The sequence below is a fragment of the Methylobacterium sp. EM32 genome (assembly GCF_040593685.1).
In the GTDB taxonomy this organism is placed as follows: Bacteria; Pseudomonadota; Alphaproteobacteria; order Rhizobiales; family Beijerinckiaceae; genus Methylobacterium.
Genome location: NZ_JBEXZS010000032.1, coordinates 1 through 2,822, shown reverse-complemented (window position 1 = coordinate 2,822; position 2,822 = coordinate 1). Strand labels below are relative to the sequence as shown.

The 2,822-nt window shown below is 72.9% G+C and carries 2 protein-coding genes and 1 pseudogene; 1 reads left to right on the top strand and 2 read right to left on the bottom strand.

Features of this window, described 5'->3' with window-relative positions; all coding sequences use genetic code 11:
* Positions 1-245: 245 nt before the first annotated feature.
* A complete protein-coding gene (gene mtaB, locus ABZT49_RS05005; protein WP_355283831.1) occupies positions 246-1,478 on the bottom strand; it encodes a tRNA (N(6)-L-threonylcarbamoyladenosine(37)-C(2))-methylthiotransferase MtaB in 1,233 nt (410 codons plus the stop codon).
* Positions 1,475-2,362 carry a diaminopimelate epimerase gene (dapF, locus tag ABZT49_RS05000; RefSeq protein ID WP_355283828.1) on the bottom strand — a complete coding sequence of 296 codons (888 nt, stop codon included), beginning with the start codon at positions 2,360-2,362 and terminating at the stop codon, positions 1,475-1,477. The genes mtaB and dapF overlap by 4 nt, the downstream gene beginning before the upstream one ends.
* A 208-nt stretch (positions 2,363-2,570) precedes the next feature.
* Between dapF and ABZT49_RS04995 the strand changes: the two are divergent.
* Positions 2,571-2,822: pseudogene (locus ABZT49_RS04995) on the top strand (hypothetical protein); the annotation flags it as partial.

Here is a 2,822-nt window from a genome sequence, read left to right as displayed (position 1 = left end):
GGTTGCGGGGGTGCGGGATGGGGGAGGGGTGACAAGTGGCTGTCGCGCACCAGATCCATTCCTCCCATCCACGACCTCATCCTGAGGTGCGAACGCAGTGAGCCTCGAAGGAGGACTCCAGAAGTCTCCGAGTATGCTGGAGACCTCCTTCGAGGCTGCCGCAAGCGGCAGCACCTCAGGATGAGGTCGTGGATGGGATGACGTTGAACCTGGCCGGCCTTTTCACGAGTGACGCCGGACATCCCTCACGCCGCCCGCAACACCCGCCCGTCATGCCCGGCGATCCGCAGTTCGATCAGCACCCCCGCCTCCACCCCCTCCGGCAGCCGCACCGGCAGGAAACCTTCCGTCCGACCTAGGCCGCCGCGCTCGGCGAGCACCCGGCGGGTCTCGCCCACCTCGCGGTCGAGGTGGCGGGCGAAGGCCGCGGCGCCGGCCTCGCGCAGGCGCGCGGCCCGGTCGCGGATCTCACCCGAGGCGACCTGCGGCATCCGGGCGGCCGGGGTGCCGGGGCGGGGGGAGTAGGGGAAGACGTGGAGCTGCGCGAGGCCGCATTCCTCGACGAGGGCGAGGGAGCGGGCGAACTGGGCCTCGGTCTCGGTCGGGAAGCCGGCGATCAGGTCGGCGCCGAACACAGCGTCGGGGCGCAAAGAGCGGATCTCGGCGCAGAACCGGATCGCGTCGTCCCGGCCGTGGCGGCGCTTCATGCGCTTGAGGATCAGGTCGTCCCCGGCCTGGAGCGAGAGGTGGAGATGCGGCATCAGCCGCGGCTCCTCGGCGAAGGCCGCGACCAGCTCCGGATCGGCCTCGACGGAATCGATCGAGGACAGGCGCAGGCGGTCGAGCGCGGGCACCGCCCGCAGGATCGCCCGCACCAGTCCGCCGAGCGTGAGATCGTCGAGGTCGCGGCCATAGGCCGTCAGGTCGACGCCGGTCAGCACCACCTCGCGGGTGCCCTGCTCGACCAGGGTGCGGACCTGCGCCACGACGCTTGCCATCGGCACCGAGCGCGAGTTGCCGCGGCCGAACGGGATGATGCAGAAGGTGCAGCGGTGGTCGCAGCCGTTCTGCACCGGCAGGAAGGCGCGGGTGCGCGCCCGCATCGGAGCGGGCTCCGGCAGCGGGTCAGGGCCCGGCGCCATCACGTCGTCGATCCGCACCCGCTCGAGCGACGCATCGGCCCAGATTGCGGGATCGAGCTTGCGCCGGTTGCCGAGGATCTCCGCCACCTCCGGCATGGCGGCGTAGGCCTCGGTCTCGACCTGCGCTCCGCACCCGGTCACCACCACCCGCGCCGCAGGATTGGCCCGGGCCGCCGCCCGGATCGCCTTGCGGGCCTGCCGCCCGGCCTCGCTCGTGACCGCGCAGGTATTGATGAGGAGAAGGTCGGTGCGGCCTGCGTCTTCCGCCTGCCGGCGCATCGCCTCCGATTCGGCGGCGTTGAGGCGGCAGCCGAAGCTCAGGACCTCGACGCTCACGCGGCCGCCTCGAACAGCGCAGCCGCGAAGGTGCCCTCGTGCTCCAGCTCGGTCGGGCCGGTCATGCGGACGTGGTCGTCCTCGCCCCAGGCGATGCGCAGGTCGCCGCCGGGCAGCGTCACGGTGGCCTCGCGGCCGGTGAGGCGCAGGCGCGCGGCCGCGACCAGGGTGGCGCAGGCGGCGGTGCCGCAGGCCCGCGTCAGCCCGGCGCCGCGCTCCCAGACCCGCAGGCGGATCCGCGCGCGGTCGATCACCTGGGCGATGGAGATATTGGCCCGGTCCGGGAAGATCGGGTGCGATTCGAGCAGCGGGCCGACCCGGGCGAGATCGTAGGTCTCGGGATCGCGCTCGACGAAGAACACCGCGTGCGGATTTCCCATGCTGACCGCCCCCGGCGAGTGCAGCACCGGATCGTCGATCGGCCCGACCTGCAACTCGATGCGGCGGGTATCGGGGAACGGCTCGGCGAGGGGGATCTCGTCCCACTTCAGACGCGGCGCCCCCATGTCGACGGTGAAATCCAGGGCTGACACCCGCACGACCTCGAGGAGACCGGGCCTCGTCTCGAGCACCAGGTGCTCGCCGAGGGGTGGGCGGGCCATGATGGGATCGTCGAGCATCGCCCAGGCGACGCAGCGGGTACCGTTGCCGCAGGCGCCGGCCTCCGAGCCGTCGGTGTTGTAGATCCGCACGAAGGCGTCGGTGCCCGGGGTGACGGCGTCGTGCAGCACCATCATCTGGTCGAAGCGCGAGGTCGGGTCGGCCGCGATGGCCCGGGCCTCCGCCGGCTGGACCCGGATGTCGCTCCCGCGCAGGTCCAGCACCACGATCTCGTTGCCGAGCCCGTTCATCTTCAGGAAGCGGCGATGGGCGAGGGGGGACACGGGCGGGGTTCTCCGGCGAGCGAGGCTGAGATGGGGTCGGGGCGGTGTATGGACCAGAACCGGCGCGGGGGCGAGCCGGGCGGCCATCGCGTCGAGACCCATCTCCTCACGCTCTCGCGATGAGCCCGCAACGGCTTTGCGCTTGACGCGTTCGATCCGGCCGGCGATGCCGGCCCACGCTGAAGCCGCCCGGAGCGCTCCGCCCGTGATGAAGACCCGCCTCCCGACGATCGCGATCGGCCTCGCGGCCGCCCTGGCCTGCAGCGCCCAGGTCAGGTCCCAGCAAGTCTTGTCCCAGCAAGTCCCGGCGCCGCAGCCCGCCCCGGCGCCGGCTCCCTCGCCGGCGGCGCCCCCGGCCGGCACCCCGTCGCCGGCGCAATCGGCCCCGCTGCCGACCACGACGGCGCCCGGTCCGGGCCCCGGGACCAACCAGGCTCCCGCCCCGCCCGCGCCCGAGAAG